The organism is Pallidibacillus thermolactis, assembly GCF_025660415.1.
Taxonomy (GTDB): Bacteria; Bacillota; Bacilli; order Bacillales; family Caldibacillaceae; genus Pallidibacillus; species Pallidibacillus thermolactis.
Map to the genome: position 1 here is coordinate 26,799 of NZ_JAOUSE010000018.1, position 22,563 is coordinate 49,361.

Sequence of the window (22,563 nt, forward strand, 5' to 3'; positions counted from 1 at the left end):
TACTTAAAATTTAGCTGCTCTTTAGATTAAAGCTGCTTATTTTAGGTAGCTGTTTTTTTGTATAAAAATTGGTGGAAAAACTTACCGTAATTGGCAAACATATTTATTACAAGAAAAAGTTTTAGTTTATGCATAGAACTTTCCAGATGAAAGATAATAATTGTAGAAAAGGATGATGATTCCAAAATACAAGGGGTACATTTCCAATTTACAAATGGTGACAGCCCTTCTTGTTTATTGGAACATAAAAACAAACGTCGACGTCTGTTATTTTATTTTCAGTATAAAAATCATCAGAGGAAAGTGAGGCATCATAAGATGAAAGCAACAGGTATTGTTCGTCGAATTGATGATTTAGGTCGAGTAGTGATACCAAAGGAAATTAGAAGGACATTGAGAATACGTGAAGGGGACCCGTTAGAAATTTTTGTTGACCGAGATGGTGAAGTCATCCTAAAAAAATATTCACCAATCAGTGAGTTAAGCGATTTTTCAAAGGAGTATGCTGAGGCTTTATTTGATAGCTTAGGTAATCCAGTCCTTATTTGTGATAGAGATTCAGTTATTGCTGTAGCAGGTGGTTCAAAAAAGGAGTACTTAAATAAAAATATTAGCGATATCGTTGAAAAGGTAATGGATGAACGTACATCAGTTCTTGTTACAAATGAAAGTTCTGTATCCATTGTAGAAGGTAATGAAGAAACATTAGCCTCATATACGATTAGTCCGATTGTTGCCAATGGTGATCCTATAGGTGCTGTCATTATATTGTCTAAAGATCATTCACTTGGTGAGGTAGAGAAAAAATCTGCAGAAACAGCAGCAGGATTTTTAGCCAGACAGATGGAGCAGTAATTTATGAACAAGACTCAGTTAAGGACGTAGGAGGATAAAGTTTTTTCAAAATAGATTAGAATATGAACCCCCTATCTCCGAATTCGGGACTCGCCAATATGCGAGTCTTTTCTAATGATGGATATCAAACCTCATTTAAAGGTAAGCATGTTTATATTGAAAATCTTTCCTCATCACAACTGCAAACATTTTTCCTCTTAATTAAATTGTTTTTATTTCCAATTGATGGTACGTTATTTAAGTAAATATTAAAATAAAAATAGGTGTCAAAATGTTTGAAGGAACAGAAAAGAGGCAATTACTTTTACAAGGTACATTTATTCTTTCAATGGCAGCTTTAATGACAAAAATATTAAGTGCTGTTTATCGAATTCCTTTTCAAAATATTGTAGGTGACATAGGATTTTATATTTACCAGCAAGTCTATCCCTTTTATGGAATAGCAATCTCTCTTGCTACTTACGGATTTCCAGTTATTATTTCTAAATTATATGCAGAATTATTAAGTTCAGGTGAAAAGCAAAAAGCTGAGCGTATGCTCTTTCCTACATTAATAGGGATTTTTCTTCTTTGTTTTTTTTGTTTTTTCTGTATTTTTTATTTCTCTTCTTCTATTGCAACAACAATGGGGGATGCGAATCTTAAACCTATGATCAGTCTTGTTTCCTTTTCCTTTTTACTCGTTCCGTTTATCTCTGTCTTACGGGGGTATTTCCAAGGAAAGGGAATGATGGTACCGACAGCTATGTCTCAAATTGGTGAACAATTTATTCGTGTTACATTTATATTAATGACAGCTGTATTATTTGTGAATGCTGGAGAAAGTTTATATCGTGTTGGTCAAGGGGCAATTCTTTCATCGATTTTTGGCGGTGTTTTTGCCATTTTTATGTTAACTTGCTTTTTTCTTTTTAATAATAAAAAGAATATAAAAGTTGCTTTCCTTATAAACTTAAAAGAAAGTTTACCTATTATAAAGACTGTTATCATTCAAGGATTAGCTATTTGTGTTAGTAGTTTAACATTGGTATTATTCCAAATGTGTGATGCTTTTCAAATTTTTTCTGTATTAAAGAATCTCGGAATACCGATAGAAGAAGCTCAGCAAATAAAAGGTATTTATGATCGAGGTCAACCTCTACTTCAACTCGGTCTTGTTCTTGCGACATCTCTCTCTTTATCAATTGTACCTATTATTGCATCAATGAAACAGAAGGGAAAAGATATCACAAGTTACATTAGGCTATGTATACAAATTAGTATTACTGTTGGTGCAGCTGCAACTGTCGGTTTAATTCTTATTATGAATGAAGTTAATACGATGCTATTTCAAAATGATGATGGTTCTTATGTCTTACGGATTTTGATGATTGCCATTTTGTTAGCTTCATTTAGTATGTCAGTTAGCGCCATGTTACAAGGTCTAGGTTATGTTTATTTTCCAGCCTTTGTTGTATTAACCGGTCTGGTCATTAAAGTAATATTAAACCAGTTACTAATCCGTCATTGGGGTGTTACTGGGGCAGCACTTGCTACGGTTATAGCGTTATCTTTTGTTTCATTTTTTTTGTATTGGAAATTACATAAAAATGTTTCGATCAAACTACTGCATCGAGAATTTATAACCAAATTGATATTCTCTTTATGTACCATGATACTTGTAGTTCTATTTATTCAATTTACCGGTAGCTTTTTAAAGGAGTCTATTAATGAATACCGCTTTTATGCAAGTATATTTTCGCTTTTAGCCTCGTTGTTAGGTGGAGTGGTATTTTTAATTTCACTGTTATGTAGCGGTATTTTTACAAGAGAAGCACTAGAAATGATCCCTTTTGGTAAAAAGATGTATTTGTTTTTTAATAGAAAAAATGAGGTGAAGACATGAGTAGTATAACGATTGTTGGTTTAGGTGCAGGTGATATAAACCAACTCCCCTTAGGTGTTTATCGAACATTAAAGGGAGATAGACCCATTTATTTACGAACGAAGGAACATCCGGTAGTTAATCAACTAGCACAAGAGGGTGTAAAATTTACTTCCTTCGATTATCTTTATGAGGAAAAGAATCAATTTGAAGATGTATATCGCTTGATTGTCGAAGAACTATGTAAAGAGGCAAAAGATAAAGATATTATTTATGCGGTACCAGGGCACCCGATGGTCGCCGAAAAAACGGTTCAATTATTAATAGAGAAAAAGGACCATGATATCCGTTTGGAAGGGGGACAAAGCTTCCTTGATGCTTTATTCCAATCGGTTCTTGTTGATCCAATAGAAGGTTTTCAGTTACTTGATGGTACAGATATCAAAAAAGAAGAAGTTCAACCTACTCAACATATTATTATCGGACAAGTTTATGACCAAATGATAGCATCCCATGTAAAGCTTGAATTAATGGAAATATTTCCAGATTCATATGAGATTTATATCATTACCAATGCTGGTCTGCCTAATGAGGTTGTAAAGAAGTTACCGTTATATGAACTTGACCATGATTTTAAAATTAGTAATTTAACAAGTTTATATATCCCACCTGTAAAGGATGAAACCATTTTATATAAACAATTTTCCTATTTACGTCAGGTGATTGCGACACTTCGAGGACCACATGGGTGCCCGTGGGATAAAAAGCAAACCCATGAATCTTTAAAAAAATATTTACTTGAAGAAGCCTATGAATTACTTGAGGCTATAGATGAAAATGATGATGACCATATAGTAGAAGAGTTAGGTGACGTGCTATTACAAGTGATGCTGCACGCCCAAATTGGAGAAGATGAAGGTTATTTTACAATTGATGATGTTATTGAATCCATCACGACTAAAATGATTCATAGGCATCCCCATGTGTTCGCAAATGTTGTTGTAGAGAGCGCTAGTGATGTTGTATCTAATTGGCAAAAGATAAAAGAGAATGAAAAGGGAAGAAGATCAACGACTACATTCTCTGACATACCAAAGGGACTTCCAGCACTACTTTATGCAGAGGAACTTCAAAAATCTGCCAAAAGAAAAGGGTTTGACTGGCAGGAAATTGAACCTGTTATCGAGAAAGTAAAAGAAGAACTGAATGAGTGGTTGGATGAGATAAAGGTTAATCCAAAATCAAAGCGGGTTCAATCTGAATTTGGCGATTTATTATTTTCTATGGTAAATATCGCAAGGTTTCTAAACATTAATTCAGAAGAAGCATTAATTCAAACAAATCAAAAATTTATCAGACGATTTGATTTTGTATGTGAAAAAGTAAAGGAAACAGGTAAAGATTTTTCTGAGTTTACCTTAGAAGAATTAGATCAATTTTGGAATATGGCAAAAGAAAATGGTTTATGAGTAGAAAGGAAAATCAACATGAGACTAGATAAATTTTTAAAAGTTTCTCGACTAATCAAAAGAAGAACTTTAGCAAAGGAAGTAGCGGATCAAGGGCGAGTTTTAATCAATGGTAAGCAGGCAAAAGCTAGCTCAGAAGTAAGCATTGGCGACGAGCTAGCAATTCGTTTCGGTCAAAAGATCGTCCACGTTAAAGTTGCAAAAGTTCAAGAGACGACAAAAAAAGAAGACGCAAGTTCAATGTATATAGTTATTAAAGAAGAAAGAGTAGAAAAAAATAATGTATAGATAGGTCCCTATAGCATTATTTCGGTTCCAAGCATCCCTCTCTTATAAAAACAAATCAATGGAAGTTTATCTAAACATTTCAAGTTCTATATCAAAAGGGACGAGCATATTTATTTTTAAGAGTAGAACTTGAAAAAGCGGGGGATGGAAAATGAGCCAATATTATGATCAGCCGAAAAGCACGAAGCCGACGGTTCAAGAACATGATGTTATTATGCGGGGGAGGAAAAATTTAGATATTACTGGTGTTAAACAAGTTGAAAGTTTTGATAATGAAGAGTTCCTATTAGAAACCGTAATGGGATATTTGGCGATTCGGGGACAAAACTTATCTATGAAAAATCTGGATGTCGATAAGGGAGTCGTTTCAATTAAAGGACGGATTTATGATCTTGTTTATCTTGATGAAAATCATGGAGAGAAAGCTAAAGGATTCTTTAGCAAGTTGTTCAAATGAGTTTGACAACACAATTTTATACAATGATTGCTATGATTGCAGTCGGCGGATACTTAGGAGCGGCTTTGGATACATATAGCCGCTTATTAAACCGTCGCAAAAGAAAGTTTTGGTTCATTTTTATCAATGATATCCTGTTTTGGGTTGTACAAGGATTAATCATTTTCTATTGTTTATACTCCGTAAATTTTGGTGAAATTCGCTTTTATATTTTTGTGGCACTTTTTTGCGGATTTGCATTTTATCAAAGTTTATTGAAAAATTTATATCAAAAGTTTTTAGAACTCCTCATCCGCTTTATTACTCGGACATATAACGTAAGTGCAAAGCTTACCTCGATGTTGCTTATTCGCCCAGTTATTGTTTTGTTTACATTTGTCATATCTATTGCCGTTGGAGTCGGTAAATTTTTACTTAAGCTTAGTACATTCTTAGGGGGAATTTTATTAACAATTTTTAAATTTTTCCTCCAACCATTGAACTATTTCGGTAAATTAAGCTGGAAACTTGTACCAAATTCATTTAAAATGAAATTGAATGTCATTTATAAAAAAATTATAAATTTTTACCAGAAAATATATACATTTTTCAATAAGAAAAAGAGATAAATGAAGGGAGGCCTGTTATAATGAGTAGTAATAATAAACGAGTACCGATCGTTAATCAATCTTATATGAATGAAAAAAAAGAGCAAAAGTTGATAGAAAGACGAAAGAAAAAGGGACTCATTCGCAGGCTGACCGTTTTCTCTATATTTGCATGTATTGTTATTGTTTCTTTTACATTAACACTCAAGTTACAACGAGAAACATTAAATGAAAAACAGTCAAAACTTAATGATTTACAAGTCCAATCAGAAGAGCTAGAACAAGAAAAAAAGACGTTACAACATGAAATAAAGAAATTGCAGGATGATGAATATATTGGAAAATACGTTAGACAGGAATATTACTTATCTGATGAAGGCGAAGTCATATTCACGATACCCGATGAGGAAAAAGAAGACGAAAAAACTGATGAAACCGTTGATTGACCTTATTAAGGTTTGAGACTATAATATAATAAATTGTACTTTTTGATTATTTTAAGGAGGAAGTTTCTTTTTATGTCAATTGAAGTAGGCAGCAAGTTGAAAGGTAAAGTTACGGGTATTACTAATTTTGGAGCGTTTGTAGAGCTGCCAGAGGGCTCAACTGGTCTCGTTCACATTAGTGAGGTTGCTGATACGTATGTTAAAGACATTAATGAATTTTTAAAAGTCGGTGATCAAGTTGATGTGAAAGTGATGAACGTTGGGAAGGATGGCAAAATTGGTCTATCCATTAAAAAAGCAAAAGATAATTATAAAAGTGAAAGTGGTAATAAAAACCATCGTTCACGAAATAACAGAAATGACCGTCAACAAGAAAACTTCGAACAAAAAATGGCTCGTTTCTTAAAAGATAGTGAAGATCGTTTAGCATCATTAAAGCGTCATACTGAATCGCGCCGAGGAGGTAGAGGAGCCCGAAGAGGTTAACTTGCTGTCGTTTAAATTGAATTGTTTCATAGTAGTGGTAATCAAATTTTGTTTTAATATATAAATGATAATAAGAGTTGTCCCATAATTTGGGGCAACTTTTTATTTTTTAGATTTAATAATGAATCTGGATAAAAATGAATATAGCCGAATAAAAGAGCGAAATTTAAAAACATTTAGACAAAATTTGATAATTTTCAGAAAATTGTCGTAACTTGCGCCCCTTGATATGACTGGATTCTTACAAAAACCTAGCTAATACCTATTTAAAAATTTTTAATTTTAATGTTTGAAATTGTTATCTTTTTAGAAAAAACGTAGGGAATCGTCGAACAATTTATAGAATTTACCTCTTTTTTTTGACAAACTTCTAATTTATATCGAATTATAATAGACAAAAATTAGTCGTGAGGTGTTTTCTATGAATAAATATCAAGGGAGTTTGGCGGAACCAATTCAAGAAAGGAAAACAGTAGACTTTAAACTATTACTGACTCGTTTTTTTGAAAACTTTAAAAAGAAACTACAAACAGTATTTTTTAGAAAAGGTCTATTATTATTTTTGGTTGGTTTTCTACTTGCAAGAGCTTTTATTTTATCGGGTTTAAGTCCTTTTAGTTTGCCTTTCTTTGCAGCTGTATTTGCCATTCGTAAAGATAAGGCTCCTCTTGCTTTAATTGGATTAGTTGCAGGATCTTTAACGCTATCTATAATCGATGGTTTATATACATTTGGCGTTATAAGTTTATTTCTCATACTAAATCGAATGATTAAGCACTTTATTTTTAATGAAATAAAAGCATTACCCTTTGTTGTATTTTTTACGATGTTAATAGGTCGGTTTATTTACTATTACATCGAAATACAAGAAGTTACATTATTTAATCTCATTATGACTGGAGTTGAGGCGAGTCTTGCTTTTGTATTAACGATGATTTTTTTACAAAGTATACCCCTTTTTTCAATCTCGAAACGGAAACAAACACTAAAAACAGAGGAAATCGTTTGTTTAATTATTCTGCTAGCTTCCATGATAACAGGTACGATTGGATGGTCGATAGAAAACGTTGAAGTCTCTCATATTTTTTCAAGGTATCTTGTGCTAATATTTGCTTTTACAACGGGTGCGACAGTTGGTGCTACCGTCGGGGTCGTTGTTGGGTTAATCTTTGGGCTTGCCCATATTGAAAGTTTTCCTGAAATGAGTTTACTTGCCTTTGGAGGATTATTAGGTGGTCTTTTAAAAGAAGGTAGAAAAGTCGGTGTTTCCGTTGGTTTAATCATTGCTACTCTATTAATTGGTATTTATGAACTAGGTACGGTATCGATTGTTACAAGTTTATATGAAACGTTTATAGCATCCATACTATTTTTCCTAACACCAAAATCTTTAACAAATGAAATTGCAAAACATACCCCTGGAACACCTGAGTTTACAGCTGAACAGCAGGCATATATGAGGAAAGTTCGTGATGTTACAGCAAATCGTGTCCACCACTTTTCAAAAGTTTTTACTGCACTAGCAGAGAGCTTCGAACAGCAACAGAAACGTGCAGTAGAAATGGACGAGGTAGCTATTATGAATGATATGTTAGCGGATGTAACGAAACATACTTGTATGAGTTGTTTTAAAAGAGAACATTGCTGGCAATATAGGACTGATAAAACCTATGGCAAAATGACAGAAATTATGACGGAATTAAAAGAAAATGATTTAATGATTTCTAATCGAACAGAACGAATGTGGGAACAATATTGCGTAAAAAATAAAAAGGTTATTGATGCAATGCAAAGAGAAATTTATTATCGGGAGGTAAGGGATAAGTTTAATTCTCAAATTCAAGAAAGTCGAAAAATTGTTGCTGATCAATTGTTTGGTGTTTCAGAAGTAATGAAAAATTTTGCGGAGGAAATTAAAAAAGAACGGGATTATAACGAAAAACAAGAGGAACAAATTTTAGATGCTATGCAATCGATCGGCATCGAAGTTGATCATATTGAAATTTATAGTTTGGAAAAAGGAAATATTGATATTGATGTTACGATACCATATTGCGGTGGTATGGGGCAGTGTGAAAAATTAATTGCTCCTTTATTATCAAGTATTTTAGGAGAAACAATTACAGTTTATCATGAAGAGTGTGGAAAGTATCCGAATGAAAATTGTCAAGCTACTTTCCGATCAGCCAAACGATTTGTTGTTGATACAGGGGTTGCCTATGCTGCAAAAAACGGAAAGTTTTTATCTGGTGATAGTTTTACAGAATTAGAGATTGGACAACGGAACTTTGCTATGGCTATCAGTGACGGGATGGGGAATGGAGAACGTGCTTATTTAGAAAGCAGAGAAACGTTAGATCTATTACAGAAAATATTATTATCAGGTATTGATGAAGAGGTGGCAATTAAATCTATCAATTCAATATTATCTTTACGTACTACAGATGAAATTTATGCTACGTTGGATTTAGCAATGATTGATTTGCAAAATGCGTCGACAAGATTCATAAAAGTCGGTTCAAGCCCTAGCTTTATAAAACGAGGAAATAAAGTATTAAAAGTGGAAGCGAATAATCTACCAATCGGTATTATTCCAGAGTTTGAAGTAGATGTTGTAAACGAACAACTCATGGCGGAAGATATTGTCATAATGATGAGTGACGGTATTTATGATGGACCAAAGTTTATCGAGAATAAAGATATTTGGTTAAAACGGAAAATAAGGGAGATTGAAACAGATGATCCACAAGCGATTGCTGATTTGATTTTAGAAGAGGTAATCCGGGCAAATGATGGTAGAATTGACGATGATATGACAGTCTTTGTAGCAAAGATCAAACACAATACACCTAAATGGAAAACAATTGAACCGATTTCGCTAAGAAAATTGGCTTAGGAATGTTCGTCAAATAGGTAAAAGTAAATGTTATAAATATTATGAGTATGTTGAGAAAGAAGGTAGCAATTATTGGTGGTGAATATTCAGTAAATTGGGTATATTTCCCCTCCAAAAAGGAAAGGATGGAGGATAGTAAATTTAGGAGGGGAATTTTATGAAAACAGGGACAATTAAGCAGATATTACTAATAACTGATGGCTGTTCGAACCATGGAGAAAATCCGATCGCAATGGCTGCTTTAGCGAAGGAGCAAGGTATTACCGTTAATGTCATAGGAGTAATGGAAAATGATGTGATTGATGAACATGGAATGAGGGAAATAGAAGGAATCGCTAGTCAAGGTGGTGGTGTTAGTCAAGTAGTATATGCTCAAAGCCTGTCGCAAACTGTCCAAATGGTCACAAGAAAAGCGATGACACAAACACTTCAAGGGGTTGTAAATCAAGAACTTAAACAAATCTTAGGATCTGAGATGTCAATGGAGAAACTACCGCCTGAAAAAAGGGGAGAGGTATTAGAGATTGTTGACGAACTGAATGAAACAGTGGATTTAGATATACTGATTCTTGTTGATACAAGTGCAAGTATGAAACATAAACTACCAACGGTAAAGGAGGCATTACTTGATCTATCACTTAGTTTAAATGCCCGAACAGGCAATAATCAATTTTCACTCTTTGTTTTCCCGGGTAAGAGGAAAGAGGTTGATAAATTACTCGATTGGACTCCGAAGCTTGAGTCATTAACAACGGTGTTTAATAAATTAACACCAGGAGGAATGACACCGACAGGTCCGGCTATAATAGAGGCAGTTCATCATTTTGAAAAAAGACGTACTCTAAAAGGCTTTTTATCTGGTGGTCATGATGAGGAGTTTTATGAAGAATCCATTTAATGTAAACTGTGGAACGGTAATTCAAGGGAAATGGCATCAGAATTCATATAAGGTAATAAAGGAACTAGGTAGTGGAGCAAATGGAACGGTCTATTTAGTAGATTTTAATGGGAATAAAGCTGCACTAAAAATTAGTTCTGAACCGATGACGGTGACTTCTGAAGTTAATGTTTTAAAATCTTTCTCTAAAGCCCAAGGGGTTACCCTCGGGCCTTCTTTATTGGATGTAGACGATTGGATCGTTGGAGGTCACCAATTTTCCTTTTATGTGATGGAATATATACAGGGAGTTCATTTTATTCCATTTTTACGTCAAAGTGGAATGACATGGCTTCCAATACTTGTATTACAATTACTTTCGGATATTGGAAATCTTCATAAACAAGGCTGGGTATTTGGTGATTTAAAACCTGATAATTTAATGATAACTGGACCACCCATTCGTATACGTTGCATTGATGTAGGAGGTACAACTGCAATTGGAAGAGCAATAAAGGAATATACAGAATTTTATGATCGAGGTTATTGGGGGCTTGGAACTCGAAGAGCTGAACCTTCTTATGATTTATTCGCAATTGCGATGATAATGATTAATAGTTGTTATCCGCAACGTTTCCCTAAGCGAGAAGGTGGCATTCGGCAATTAACTCGGGCTATAGATGCATCTCATGAATTAACAAAGTATAAAACTGTATTAATTAAAGCATTAACAGGAAAATACCGAATCGCAGATGAAATGCGAAAAGATTTATTGAAGGTATTAAGTGGTAGAACAGTGAGTGATCATAAAAGGACACACCGAAAAACAAGTCCAACGAAACAAAAGAAATCCGATCAAAGCAAGTTAAAAGGCGTATTAGAAACGATTATTATATTCATATTAATTTCTCTATTGTATGTCTATTATATATATGGTCAGATCTTTTAACTAACATTAAGGTAGGGATAAATACGATTCCTACCTATTTATTCAAGCCATTATTTTCTTTTTCTAATGTGTGAAAAAATATTTTAAAAATAATTGCCATTCATGTAAAATAAGATATAAACCTTATGATAAATGAGGAAGTAAGAAATGAATGAATTTGAAGAGAAAGTAAAAAAGTTCATAAGTCGTCATGAATTAATTCAAAAAGGTTCATCTATTTTAGTTGGTGTATCTGGTGGGCCCGATTCATTAGCATTACTTTATTTTTTGAAAAAGCATATAGAGTATTATGATATATCCATTTCGGTTGCGCATATGGACCATATGCTTCGAGGAAAACAATCATATGAGGAATTATTATATGTAAAGAGTATTTGCCAAGAATGGAATATCCCATTTGAAAGTATACAGGTTAATGTTTACGAAAAATCAAAGGAAAAGTATGGTAGCACGGAGGCAATCGCTAGGGAATTACGATATGATTTTTTTCAGTCTGTCATGGAAAAGAACAATATTCCAAATTTAGCTTTAGGACACCATGGAGATGATCAAATTGAAACCATTCTCATGAGGTTAACCAGAGGTTCTGAACTAAAAGCTACAGCAGGAATTCAAGTTAAACGACCTTTTGCTTCCGGGACGATCATTCGACCTTTTTTATGTGTTACAAAAGCAGAAATTGAAGATTACATTCGAAGGAACAACCTCAAACCTGTATATGATCATACAAATCAGCTAGATATTTACACTAGAAATCGCTTTCGAAATCATGTTCTCCCATTTTTAAAATCAGAAAATAAAAATGTTCATATCCATTTTCAGCAATTTAGTGAACAAATGTTAGAAGATGAAAAATTTTTAATGGATCTAGCAAAAGAAACATATAATAAGGTAATAAATAAAGAATGTAATGGTGACCTATCTGTTAATTTAATTGAGCTTAAAAAAGCACCATTTCCTTTACAAAGAAGATGTATTCAACTAATATTAAACTATCTTTACAAGAGCAAATTGCCAAAAGATTTAACTTCTATACATATTGAATCTATTTTAGAGATGGTGGATAAAAATAAACCTTCTGGACGAATTGATTTACCCCAAAAATTAAAAGTTTATCGTTCCTATGATTTTTGCATTTTTACATACCGTGAACAAACGAAAGAACCTTATTTTTATAAATGGTATAAAGGGGAGTCGATTGACTTACCGAATGGAAGGCAACTTGTGTTTAAAGAAGGTATTGTTCCCAATACCTATGGACCAGATATTTTTATTTTAGATAACAAAACCAAGTTTCCTTTGTACGTAAGAACACGAAAGAATGGTGACAGAATCCGTATTAAAGGAGTAGGAACGAAAAAAATTAAATCGCTCTTTATCGACTTAAAAATTCCGAAACAAGATCGGGACAAATGGCCGATTGTTACGGACCAAGATGATAACATACTATGGGTACCGGGCTTAAAAAAATCCATTTATGAAGCATCGGATCTAAAGAAGGGAAGTACCACTTTCTTACAATATGAATGAATTAGTCCAATTTATATTAACAATATAACACAATTTAAAGCAGATAACTTTAATTAATAACTTCTAGGAGGAGCAAATGAAATGAACCAAGATATTGAGAAAGTTTTAATATCAGAGGAAGAAATTCAAGAAAAGGTAAAAGAAATTGCAGGTGTTTTATCAGAAGAATATAAAGATCGTTTTCCTCTTGTAGTTGGTGTTTTAAAAGGAGCTTTACCGTTTATGGCCGATTTAATTAAACGGATGGATATTTATTTAGAAATTGATTTTATGGATGTATCTAGTTACGGTAAGGGAACAGTATCTTCAGGAGAGGTAAAAATTATAAAAGACCTTGATACTTCTGTAGAAGGTAGAGACATTTTAATTGTTGAAGATATTATTGATAGTGGATTAACTTTAAGTTATTTAGTTAATTTGTTCCATTACCGTAAAGCAAAATCAATTAAAATTGTTACATTACTTGATAAACCTGAAGGAAGAAAAATTGATATTAAAGCTGACTTATTTGGTTTTACAATACCGAATGAATTCGTTGTAGGCTATGGGTTAGACTATGCTGAAAAATATCGTAACTTGCCGTATATCGGTGTTTTAAAACCTGAAGTGTACAGTAACTAATCATTGAGTAATTAAACAAAAAATACATATATTTAATATATACTTAGAAACTGTTGTTTCATATTCTCTTTCAAGTGTTAAAATCAACCTATTTTCTTGTCATTATTTGTTTTTCTATGTTACTATTTAATAAGTTTTGTTTTCCCTTGAGAGGAGGTCAAGGATGAATCGTATATTTAGAAATACCGTATTCTATTTACTCGTTTTGCTAGTTCTAATTGGTATTATTAGTATATTTACCAATGGACAAGAAACGAATAATAAAATGACATATAATGAATTCATTACTCATCTTGAAAATGGTGATGTTGAATCAATTGAAGTCCAACCAGAAAGACAGGTTTATTATATTACGGGTAAATTAAAAAGTTACAGTGAAAATGAACAATTTACCGTAAATGTTTTACCAAGTCCTTCAGCTGTTGAGCGAATTGAGACTTTAGCAGAAGAAAAAGGAACGGAATTTGTGGTATTAATGGCAAAAGAAACAAGTGGGTGGATTCAATTACTTACATCCATGATTCCGTTTATTATCTTGATCTTCTTTATTTTCTTTTTATTAAATCAATCCCAAGGCGGCGGTGGCCGTGTGATGAACTTCGGTAAGAGTAAGGCAAAATTGTATACCGAAGACAAGAAAAAGGTTCGCTTTAAAGATGTAGCTGGTGCGGATGAAGAGAAACAAGAATTAGTTGAAGTAGTAGAGTTTTTAAAAGATCCGCGGAAATTTTCCGATCTTGGTGCACGAATACCTAAAGGGGTACTTTTAGTAGGTCCTCCAGGAACAGGTAAAACATTACTTGCTCGTGCTGTAGCAGGAGAAGCAGGAGTACCATTTTTCTCTATAAGTGGTTCTGATTTCGTTGAGATGTTTGTCGGTGTCGGTGCATCTCGTGTTCGTGATTTGTTTGAAAATGCGAAGAAAAACGCACCTTGTATTATCTTTATTGATGAAATTGATGCAGTAGGTCGTCAACGTGGAGCAGGACTTGGCGGCGGACATGATGAACGTGAACAAACATTAAACCAATTGCTTGTTGAAATGGATGGTTTTGGGGCTAATGAAGGGATTATCATTATTGCCGCTACAAACCGCCCAGATATACTAGATCCTGCGTTATTACGTCCAGGTCGTTTTGACAGACAAATTACAGTGGATCGTCCAGATGTAAAAGGAAGGGAAGCCGTCCTTAAAGTACATGCTCGTAATAAACCTTTAGATGAATCCGTTGATTTAAAAACAATTGCTATGAGAACGCCAGGATTTTCTGGTGCCGATTTGGAAAACTTATTAAACGAGGCTGCGTTAGTTGCTGCTCGTGCGAATAAAAAGAAAATTGATATGCGTGATATTGATGAAGCAACAGACCGTGTTATTGCTGGTCCTGCTAAAAAATCGAGAACAATTTCTGAAAAAGAACGTAAAATTGTTGCGTATCACGAAAGTGGACATACAATTATTGGACTTGTTCTTGATGAAGCTGATATGGTACATAAGGTAACAATTGTACCCCGTGGTCGTGCTGGCGGTTATGCTGTCATGCTTCCAAAAGAAGATCGTTATTTCATGCAAACAGAAGAACTGAAAGATAAAATTACCGGTCTTTTAGGTGGTCGTGTTGCGGAAGAAATAGTTTTCGGTAGAGTTTCTACTGGAGCAAGCAATGACTTTGAAAGAGCGACAAATATTGCTCGTCGAATGGTTACTGAGTTCGGTATGAGTGAAAAACTTGGACCAATGCAATTTGGTCAAAGCGGGGGTCAAGTCTTCCTAGGAAGAGATTTAAATAGTGAACAAAATTATTCTGATAAAATTGCTTATGAAATCGACTTAGAAATTCAGGCAATAATTCGGGAATGTTACGAAAGAGCTAAGCAAATCATTACTGAACATCGTGAACAGTTAGAAGCTATTGCCCAAGCATTACTAAAAGTTGAAACACTAGATGCTAAGCAAATTCGCTATATTTATAAAAATGGTACATTGCCTCCAGAGGAATTAGCAGATGATGATGACGAAATAACAACGGATTCAAAATCTGATGTAAAAATTAATATTTCTCGTAAAGAAGATATTGCTCAAAGTATTGTTAATAAAAACGAAAGATCATCAACTGAAGATATAGAAGAAATGTCTGAGGACGATGATAAAGACGAAAACAATGAAAAAAAATAAGATTAATTTAGAAAAAAGCGGGCTTGTATGCCTGCTTTTTTTGTGTATATAGTATGTTTATATCTTGCTCCGCTTAACCTTATCTTTATATAATCAAGTTAAATATTTTAGCTTTCATGTAATTTATGTTAATATTTTTGTGCACTCTATTTACTAAAGTTGGTGAAAAATATGTTATTAGCACTTGATGTAGGAAATACAAATATTGTATTAGGTGTATACGAAAAAGATAAATTAAAATATTTTTGGCGAATAGCGACAGATCGCTCTAAAACGGAAGATGAATACGGCTTACTGATAAAGTCTCTATTTGAGCATGAAGGACGAAAAACATCTGAAGTTACAGGAGTTATTATTTCATCTGTTGTTCCACCGATTATGACCGCGCTGGAAAAGATGTGTAAAAAATATTTTAATGTTGATCCGCTTATTGTTGGTCCAGGTGTGAAAACAGGTTTAAATATTAAATATGAAAATCCTAAGGAAGTCGGAGCTGATCGAATTGTTAATGCAATTGCAGGGTTAAATGAGTATGGTAGTCCGATCATCATTATTGATTTCGGAACAGCAACAACGTATTGTTATATTGATGAAAATGGTTGGTACCAAGGTGGTGCAATAGCGCCAGGAATTGGGATTTCTACTGAAGCTTTATATACAAGAACAGCAAAGCTTCCAAGAATAGAACTAGTTCCTCCCGATAATATAGTTGGAAAAAATACGGTCGAAGCTATGCAATCAGGTATTTTGTATGGTTATGTAGGACAAGTTGAAGGAATTGTGGCAAGAATGAAATCACAGGCAAGAAAAAAACCTACAGTTATTGCTACCGGGGGATTAGCTGAGTTAATTGCTAAAGAAGCAAAAATAATTGATGTTGTAGATCCTTTATTAACATTAAAAGGGTTGCGACTTATTTATAAAAAGAACCAATAATACACAATGTACTTATTTTTAAGTTGAATATTTTATCAAAGAATTGAAGATGGAGGATAAAACATGAGTGATTACATCGTTAAGGCATTAGGCTACGAAGGGGAAGTACGGGCATATGCAATTCGTTCTACAGAAACTGTTAAAGAAGCACAAAGACGGCATGATACATGGGCAACCGCTTCTGCAGCACTTGGGCGGACGTTAACAGCTAGTGCCATGATGGGTACGATGTTGAAAGACAATGACCGAATTACGGTTAAAATTGAAGGCGATGGACCTATTCGACTTATCTTAGTAGATGCAAGCGCAAATGGTAAAGTTCGCGGTTACGTAGCTAATCCACACGTACACTTTGATTTAAATGAAAAAGGGAAGCTTGATGTTAGAAGAGCAGTGGGAACGAACGGCATGTTGACGGTTATAAAAGATTTAGGTTTAAAGGAAAAATTTTCTGGTCAAGTTCCACTTGTTTCAGGTGAAATAGGTGAAGATTTTACATACTATTTTGCTACTTCTGAGCAAACCCCTTCAGCAGTCGGTGTTGGTGTACTTGTTAATCCAGACCACACAATCCTTGCAAGTGGTGGTTTTATAATACAAATTATGCCTGGTGCAACAGATTCAACTATTTCGGAAATTGAAAATCGATTAAACACAATTAAACCAATATCAACAATGATTCGTGAGGGAATGACGCCTGAAGAAATTTTAGAAGAATTGTTAGGAGATAATATAAAAGTACTAGAAACCGTCCCAGTTGAGTTTGAATGTACTTGTAGTAAGGAACGGTTTGGTAATGCTTTGATTGGATTGGGGTCACAAGAATTACAAGAAATGATAGATGAGGACGAGCAGGCAGAAGCACAATGTCATTTTTGTAATGAAAAATATTTATTCACGAAAGAAGAATTGGAAGAATATAAAAGACTTGCAGAAGAAAAATAGAAATTGTGGAAATATTCCATACGATATCGTTTGACAGAGGATATCTTTTAGGAATAAAATACTATTAAACCAATTAAATTACTAGGGTTTTGAAAAAAGGAGAGGTTTGGATGTCCAATTATGTTAATTCAATCACTGAATTAATCGGCCGTACACCAATTGTTAAATTAAATAATATTGTTGATGAAAATTCTGCAGAAGTATATTTAAAACTCGAGTATTTCAACCCTGCAAGTAGTGTAAAAGATCGTATTGCATTAGCTATGATTGAAGATGCTGAGAAAAAAGGAATATTGAAACCAGGTGATACAATCATTGAACCAACAAGCGGTAATACTGGAATTGGACTTGCTATGGTTGCCTCAGCTAAAGGTTATAAAACAGTACTGGTGATGCCGGAAACAATGAGCTTAGAACGCCGTAACTTATTGCGTGCTTATGGTGCAGAGCTTGTATTAACTCCAGGACCTGCTGGTATGAAAGGTGCGGTTGAAAAGGCAGAGGAACTTTCCAAAGAAAAGGGATACTTTATGCTACAACAATTTGAAAACTTGTCCAACCCAGAAATACATAGAAAAACTACAGGTCCTGAAATAGTTGAACAAATGGGTGATCAATTAGATGCATTTGTTGCTGGAATCGGTACCGGAGGAACAATTACAGGTGCAGGTGAAATATTAAAATCAAAATATCCAAATATAAAAATTGTAGCTGTTGAACCAAAAGATTCACCTATTTTATCAGGAGGAAAGCCAGGTCCACACAAATTACAAGGTATCGGGGCAAACTTTGTTCCGAAAGTACTAAATACGGAAATTTATGATGAAGTTTTTACGGTAACTACTGAAGAGGCTTTTGAAGCAGCTCGAAAAGTTGCTCGTAACGAAGGAATTTTAGGTGGAATTTCTTCAGGTGCTGCGATTCATGCTGCCTTAGAGACAGCGAAAAAATTAGGAAAAGGTAAAAAAGTTCTTGCAGTAGTGCCGGATAATGGTGAACGTTACTTAAGTACAGCTCTTTATCAATTCGAATAGCAATTACAGTTTTGTCCCATGGTTTTAAGCCGTGGGATTTTTTTGTTTAAAAAATAAGGTTTGCTTTAAGCTAGTGTTTGGATTTGATAAAATATAACAAGTTATTAATTCAGGAGGCTATAAATATTTTATGGATAAAATATATGTGAACCAAATGGAATTTTACGGATACCACGGAGCATTACCTGAAGAAAATAGACTTGGTCAACGATTCATTGTTGATTTAATGGTTGAACTAGATTTATCAAAAGCTGGTAAAACGGACGATCTATCAGAGACAGTCAATTACGCTGAGCTATACTTATTATGTAGAGATATCGTGGAAGGGAAAAGTTATTCATTAATCGAAACCGTGGCAGAACAAATTGCCGAGAAAGTCCTTGAACAATATAAAAAAATTGAAAGCTGTACAGTAAAAATAATAAAACCAGATCCGCCTATCCCTGGACATTATAAATCAGTCAGTATTGAAATTACACGTAAAAGAAGTTAATTTTTATATTGTTCATATTTAATAAGGATCAATGTAATATAATTGGTAATATTTTTATGGTTAAAATAATAATCAGGATGATGTACGATGAAAAATAGAGCTTTTTTATCAATTGGGTCCAATATTGGTAAACGGGAGATGTATTTATTTCGAGCGATTAAAGCGTTGGAAAAAGAATTGATAGAAATTCGGGATTTTTCTTCAATTTATGAAACAGACCCTGTTGGGTTTACTGAACAAGATCTTTTTTTAAATATGGTTATTGAAATCGAAACAAGTAAAAATCCTTATAAATTATTAGAAACTTGTCTGGATGTTGAAAAACAACTTGAACGTAAACGAACAATCCGTTGGGGGCCGCGGACAATTGATTTAGATATTCTAATATTTAATCAAGAAGTTATTGAATCAGATCATTTAACTATACCGCATCCAAGAATGCATGAACGCTCCTTTGTTCTTGTGCCTCTTGCAGAAATTAATGAAGAATTAGTTGTTCCAAATGTAAAAAGTACTGTTAAAGCCCTTGTTTCTCAAACAGAATCAGCAGGTGTCCGTTTATGGAGAGAAAAGCAAGATTTCAATATAGATAATCTCTTTATATAGGGAGGCAATAGTATGTGGAAAATAGGCGACGTTGAAATAGGAAATCGGGTTGTTCTAGCACCAATGGCAGGTGTCAGTAACTCAGCCTTCCGTTTAACCGTGAAAGAATTTGGCGCAGGTCTTGTATGTTGTGAAATGATTAGTGACAAAGGAATCAATTTCCGTAATAAAAGAACATTAGAGATGTTGTATATTGATGAACGTGAACACCCGTTGAGTCTACAAATCTTTGGTGGCGAAAAAGACTCATTAGTTGAAGCTGCTAAATTTGTAGATAAAAATACGAACGCAGATATTATCGATATTAATATGGGGTGTCCAGTAAATAAAATTATAAAATGTGAAGCAGGAGCGAGATGGCTACTAGATCCAAATAAAATATATGATATGGTATCCTATGTTGTTGATGCTGTTGAAAAACCCGTTACTGTTAAAATGCGTATTGGATGGGATGATGAACATATTTATGCAGTTGAAAATGCTCAAGCGATTGAACGCGCGGGTGGTGCTGCTGTAAGCGTCCATGGTCGTACCCGGGTACAAATGTATGATGGTAAGGCAAACTGGGATATTATTCGTGATGTAAAACAAGCAGTGAAAATCCCTGTAATTGGTAATGGGGATGTGAAAACACCACAAGATGCAAAACGAATGCTGGATGAAATAGGTGTTGATGGAGTGATGATCGGCCGAGCAGCTTTAGGCAACCCTTGGATGATATATCAAACAGTAAATTATCTAGAAACAGGTGTTTTGCCTGGAGAACCGAGCATTCGTGAAAAAATGGAAGTTTGTAAAAAGCATATGGACCGGTTAATTAATCTTAAAGGTGAAAAAGTAGCTCTTAAAGAGATGAGGAAACATACGGCATGGTATTTGAAAGGGATTAGAGGAAGTGGCAAGTTCCGTAATGCAATTAACAGCTGTGAGAAAAGACAGGATCTTGTAAAAATATTAGATACAATAGTAGAAGAGATAGGAGAAAAGGAAAAATTAGAACAGGAAGCTGTATAACGACTAGATTTAACCTCCAGGGTTTGACAATAGGCTGATATTTAAAATATAATTAATTTGGTATGTTTTACTGCCAGTACAATACTGGCAGTTTTGCTTTTTTCTTTATATAAATTTTCAACTTTGAGGTTATGAAACTTTTAAGTTTGGTTACATAATAGAAGATAAGAATAAACAATTGGAGATGATTTTGGATGAGTCATGAAGAATTAAATGACCAACTTATCGTTCGTAGACAAAAGATGGAGGAGTTACGCGAAAAAGGATTCGATCCATTTGGTAAAAGGTTTGAAAGAACTCATTTAGCACAAGAATTAATTGAAAAATATGGAGAGCTAGAAAAAGAAGCGTTAGAAAACGAAAATATAAATATTGAATTTGCTGGTCGTATCATGACGAAACGTGGTAAAGGTAAAGCTGGATTTGCTCATTTACAAGATGTAACAGGCCAATTACAAATATATGTACGTAAAGATGCTGTGGGTGAAGAACAATATGAAATCTTTAAAATGGCTGACCTTGGGGATATAGTAGGTGTAAAAGGTACCCTATTCAAAACAAAAGTTGGCGAACTATCGATTAAAGTTCAAGATTTTCAAATACTAACAAAGTCATTACGTCCACTTCCTGATAAATTCCACGGATTAAGAGATGTGGAACAAAGATATCGTCAACGTTATTTAGATTTAATTGTTAACCCTGAAAGTAAAGATACGTTTATTGCACGTAGTAAGATTATACAATCGATGCGTCGCTATTTAGATAATTTAGGTTTCTTAGAAGTAGAAACACCGGTTATGCATTCTATTCCGGGTGGTGCTGCAGCAAGACCATTTATTACACATCATAATGCACTAGATATGGAATTATATATGCGTATTGCTCTAGAACTTCACTTAAAACGTTTAATTGTTGGTGGTCTTGAAAAAGTATATGAAATCGGTCGTGTGTTTAGAAATGAAGGAGTTTCGACAAGACATAACCCTGAATTCACAATGATCGAACTATATGAAGCATATGCTGATTACAAGGATATCATGGATTTAACTGAAAATTTAATTGCACATATTGCGGAAGATGTTTTAGGTACAACCAAAATTCAATATGGTGAACACGAAGTTGACCTTACGCCAAAATGGAAAAGACTCCATATGGTTGATGCAGTTAAAGAATATTGTGGTGTAGACTTCTGGGAAGAGAAAACGATTGAAGAAGCACGTGCTCTTGCAAAAGAACACGGGGTAGAAATTACAGAACATATGGAAGTTGGTCACATCATTAATGAATTCTTTGAGCAAAAAGTTGAAGAGAAATTAATCCAACCAACATTTGTTTATGGACATCCTGTTGAGATTTCTCCATTAGCCAAAAAAAATGCGGAAGACCCGCGTTTCACTGACCGTTTTGAACTATTTATTGTAGGTCGTGAACATGCCAATGCCTTTACAGAGTTAAATGACCCTATTGATCAAAGAGAACGTTTTGAAGCACAATTAAAAGAACGGGAAAAAGGAAACGATGAAGCTCATTTAATGGATGATGATTTTATAGAGGCTTTAGAATATGGTATGCCCCCAACAGGTGGATTAGGTATTGGTGTAGACCGTCTTGTTATGTTACTTACAAATTCGCCATCCATTCGCGATGTCTTATTATTCCCACTCATGCGTCACCGTTAATTAAAAAACGATGATTAATATAGGGGCTGTCCAATAAGTCCCCAAAAAAAGAGCGAAATTGAGAAATCCTTGTGTTTCTCAATTCGCTCTTTTTACATTTTCCTGAAAACAGCTTGATATTACCTACAAATTTTAGGAGATTGTGGGCTAAAGCCACAATCCCAAATTCAGTTTCAACCTTTTCGATTCCACGCAACCGGAATCGAGTGAACGACAAATTGCCCTTAATGTTACCGAACACACTTTCGACATCTACTTTACGTTTGGCATAAAGTGTTGCTTTTTGTTCGTCATCAAGGGCTGCTTTTGTCTTTGCTTTTATTTCTTCGTAAATAGGGTTCCAATAAACTTTACG

General features: G+C 34.1%; 22 protein-coding genes. 21 read left to right on the forward strand and 1 reads right to left on the reverse strand.

Annotated features, from left to right (window positions below; translation table 11 throughout):
- The first annotated feature begins 318 nt into the window (after positions 1 to 318).
- From spoVT to lysS, 21 genes are all read left to right on the forward strand, one after another.
- On the forward strand, positions 319 to 855 hold the full coding sequence (spoVT, locus tag OEV82_RS07690) for a stage V sporulation protein T (protein ID WP_173657975.1): 537 nt from the start codon (positions 319 to 321) through the stop codon (positions 853 to 855).
- Between the two features lie 271 nt (positions 856 to 1,126).
- A complete protein-coding gene (locus OEV82_RS07695) occupies positions 1,127 to 2,740 on the forward strand; it encodes a putative polysaccharide biosynthesis protein (RefSeq protein ID WP_173657974.1) in 1,614 nt (537 codons plus the stop codon).
- On the forward strand, positions 2,737 to 4,188 hold the full coding sequence (gene yabN / locus OEV82_RS07700) for a bifunctional methyltransferase/pyrophosphohydrolase YabN (RefSeq protein ID WP_173657973.1): 1,452 nt from the start codon (positions 2,737 to 2,739) through the stop codon (positions 4,186 to 4,188). The genes OEV82_RS07695 and yabN overlap by 4 nt, the downstream gene beginning before the upstream one ends.
- A gap of 18 nt (positions 4,189 to 4,206) precedes the next feature.
- Positions 4,207 to 4,476 (forward strand): RNA-binding S4 domain-containing protein, encoded by a 270-nt coding sequence (locus OEV82_RS07705; protein ID WP_263061512.1) that lies wholly within the window; start codon positions 4,207 to 4,209, stop codon positions 4,474 to 4,476.
- A gap of 151 nt (positions 4,477 to 4,627) precedes the next feature.
- Positions 4,628 to 4,933, forward strand: a complete 306-nt coding sequence (gene yabP / locus OEV82_RS07710; RefSeq protein WP_173657971.1) for a sporulation protein YabP — start codon at positions 4,628 to 4,630, stop codon at positions 4,931 to 4,933.
- A complete protein-coding gene (yabQ, locus tag OEV82_RS07715) occupies positions 4,930 to 5,541 on the forward strand; it encodes a spore cortex biosynthesis protein YabQ (protein ID WP_173657970.1) in 612 nt (203 codons plus the stop codon). Before yabP ends, yabQ begins: the two co-directional genes overlap by 4 nt.
- Positions 5,542 to 5,561: 20 nt before the next feature.
- Positions 5,562 to 5,966, forward strand: coding sequence for an FtsB family cell division protein (locus tag OEV82_RS07720; RefSeq protein ID WP_173657969.1), 405 nt, complete (start codon positions 5,562 to 5,564; stop codon positions 5,964 to 5,966).
- Between the two features lie 72 nt (positions 5,967 to 6,038).
- The gene (locus OEV82_RS07725) at positions 6,039 to 6,452 is read left to right on the forward strand and encodes a S1 domain-containing RNA-binding protein (RefSeq protein ID WP_173657968.1); all 414 of its coding nucleotides are present in this window, start codon (positions 6,039 to 6,041) and stop codon (positions 6,450 to 6,452) included.
- 421 nt (positions 6,453 to 6,873) lie between these two features.
- Positions 6,874 to 9,348, forward strand: coding sequence for a stage II sporulation protein E (gene spoIIE / locus OEV82_RS07730; protein WP_173657967.1), 2,475 nt, complete (start codon positions 6,874 to 6,876; stop codon positions 9,346 to 9,348).
- 157 nt (positions 9,349 to 9,505) lie between these two features.
- Complete coding sequence (locus OEV82_RS07735; protein ID WP_173657966.1) at positions 9,506 to 10,246, forward strand: vWA domain-containing protein; 741 nt, start codon at positions 9,506 to 9,508, stop codon at positions 10,244 to 10,246.
- The gene (locus OEV82_RS07740; protein WP_317634308.1) at positions 10,230 to 11,174 is read left to right on the forward strand and encodes a serine/threonine-protein kinase; all 945 of its coding nucleotides are present in this window, start codon (positions 10,230 to 10,232) and stop codon (positions 11,172 to 11,174) included. Before OEV82_RS07735 ends, OEV82_RS07740 begins: the two co-directional genes overlap by 17 nt.
- A gap of 147 nt (positions 11,175 to 11,321) precedes the next feature.
- Positions 11,322 to 12,704: a tRNA lysidine(34) synthetase TilS gene (tilS, locus tag OEV82_RS07745; protein WP_173658342.1), complete on the forward strand. Its 1,383-nt coding sequence runs from the start codon at positions 11,322 to 11,324 to the stop codon at positions 12,702 to 12,704.
- An 81-nt stretch (positions 12,705 to 12,785) separates the two neighbouring features.
- The gene (gene hpt, locus OEV82_RS07750; RefSeq protein ID WP_173658333.1) at positions 12,786 to 13,325 is read left to right on the forward strand and encodes a hypoxanthine phosphoribosyltransferase; all 540 of its coding nucleotides are present in this window, start codon (positions 12,786 to 12,788) and stop codon (positions 13,323 to 13,325) included.
- Positions 13,326 to 13,488: 163 nt separating this feature from the next.
- Positions 13,489 to 15,501: an ATP-dependent zinc metalloprotease FtsH gene (ftsH, locus tag OEV82_RS07755; protein ID WP_173658334.1), complete on the forward strand. Its 2,013-nt coding sequence runs from the start codon at positions 13,489 to 13,491 to the stop codon at positions 15,499 to 15,501.
- Positions 15,502 to 15,672: 171 nt separating this feature from the next.
- Positions 15,673 to 16,437 carry a type III pantothenate kinase gene (locus tag OEV82_RS07760; protein WP_173658335.1) on the forward strand — a complete coding sequence of 255 codons (765 nt, stop codon included), beginning with the start codon at positions 15,673 to 15,675 and terminating at the stop codon, positions 16,435 to 16,437.
- Positions 16,438 to 16,500: 63 nt separating this feature from the next.
- Complete coding sequence (gene hslO, locus OEV82_RS07765; RefSeq protein ID WP_173658336.1) at positions 16,501 to 17,382, forward strand: Hsp33 family molecular chaperone HslO; 882 nt, start codon at positions 16,501 to 16,503, stop codon at positions 17,380 to 17,382.
- Positions 17,383 to 17,492: 110 nt separating this feature from the next.
- The gene (cysK, locus tag OEV82_RS07770; RefSeq protein ID WP_263061514.1) at positions 17,493 to 18,416 is read left to right on the forward strand and encodes a cysteine synthase A; all 924 of its coding nucleotides are present in this window, start codon (positions 17,493 to 17,495) and stop codon (positions 18,414 to 18,416) included.
- A gap of 130 nt (positions 18,417 to 18,546) precedes the next feature.
- Positions 18,547 to 18,909: a dihydroneopterin aldolase gene (gene folB, locus OEV82_RS07775; protein ID WP_173658338.1), complete on the forward strand. Its 363-nt coding sequence runs from the start codon at positions 18,547 to 18,549 to the stop codon at positions 18,907 to 18,909.
- An 87-nt stretch (positions 18,910 to 18,996) separates the two neighbouring features.
- Positions 18,997 to 19,515, forward strand: a complete 519-nt coding sequence (gene folK, locus OEV82_RS07780; RefSeq protein WP_263061515.1) for a 2-amino-4-hydroxy-6-hydroxymethyldihydropteridine diphosphokinase — start codon at positions 18,997 to 18,999, stop codon at positions 19,513 to 19,515.
- Positions 19,516 to 19,527: 12 nt separating this feature from the next.
- Positions 19,528 to 20,529 (forward strand): tRNA dihydrouridine synthase DusB, encoded by a 1,002-nt coding sequence (gene dusB, locus OEV82_RS07785; protein WP_173658340.1) that lies wholly within the window; start codon positions 19,528 to 19,530, stop codon positions 20,527 to 20,529.
- A gap of 194 nt (positions 20,530 to 20,723) precedes the next feature.
- Positions 20,724 to 22,208 (forward strand): lysine--tRNA ligase, encoded by a 1,485-nt coding sequence (lysS, locus tag OEV82_RS07790; RefSeq protein ID WP_173658341.1) that lies wholly within the window; start codon positions 20,724 to 20,726, stop codon positions 22,206 to 22,208.
- On the opposite strand, the gene OEV82_RS07795 is transcribed toward lysS, so the two are convergent.
- Positions 22,192 to 22,563 (reverse strand): transposase (locus tag OEV82_RS07795; protein WP_263061516.1); only part of this gene is annotated, 372 nt, incomplete at its 5' end. The two genes, lysS and OEV82_RS07795, sit on opposite strands and share 17 nt — an antisense overlap.